The sequence below is a fragment of the Corynebacterium sp. CCM 9203 genome (assembly GCF_041357675.1).
In the GTDB taxonomy this organism is placed as follows: domain Bacteria; phylum Actinomycetota; class Actinomycetes; order Mycobacteriales; family Mycobacteriaceae; genus Corynebacterium.
In genome coordinates this window covers 1-688 of the sequence record NZ_JAUERY010000014.1, presented here as the reverse complement: position 1 = coordinate 688, position 688 = coordinate 1, and the positions used below count along the sequence as shown (strand labels likewise).

The 688-nt window shown below is 59.4% G+C and carries 1 pseudogene; it reads right to left on the bottom strand.

What is annotated here, in order from left to right:
* Nucleotides 1-69 precede the first annotated feature (69 nt).
* Nucleotides 70-688, bottom strand: a pseudogene (locus QWU44_RS11645) (hypothetical protein); the annotation flags it as partial.

Sequence of the window (688 nt, the reverse complement as noted above, 5' to 3'; positions counted from 1 at the left end):
TTTGTGCTGTGGCGATTGGCGCCGCTGAGAGCAGTAAAACTATGAAAGCGGCGACTGCCGCGATACGCCTCATAGCCGCACCCATTCACCAAACTCAGCAGTGGTGACACGACCCGAACCCGCACCGTTAGTTAGCCGCCATGTGTGATCGTTTTTGTCCCAGAGCATGGACAATTCAGTAACCGTCATGGTGTCGCGGCGACCTGTAGCAATTTGCACTAGCGCGGTATCGCCGTCGTAATGAAGGAACCGATACGCGCGAGGGGTTAGAAAAACCGGAACACCCTCATAGACGGCAGCGTTTTCTTTCTGCTCATCGCTGAGGGTGTAGCCCTCTAGCTCCGCCTGCACATCAGGGCCACCATATGCGTGAAGCATCGACACGAAGCCCTCACCAGGTAGAGCGGTCATATTGAGCGCCCATATGGCGGCGAGGGCTGCGCCTTGGGGTGTGTGGGAGTACCCGGCTGGGACGCCGTGGATCATGCGCCAGGGGCCGTCGGACGCCGTAAACGGCAGATCAACCGGGTGATGATTGGGGTCGCCTTCGCGCAAGCGTTGCCATTCGATGACCGGTACTTTCGTCAGCCACCCGCGATCACCCTCATGAAGGGCTGTGCCATCATCGGGCAGCAGGTCGCCTAACGGGTTCGTCGGGTACACCACCCGACGGCCAACGCGATCTGTG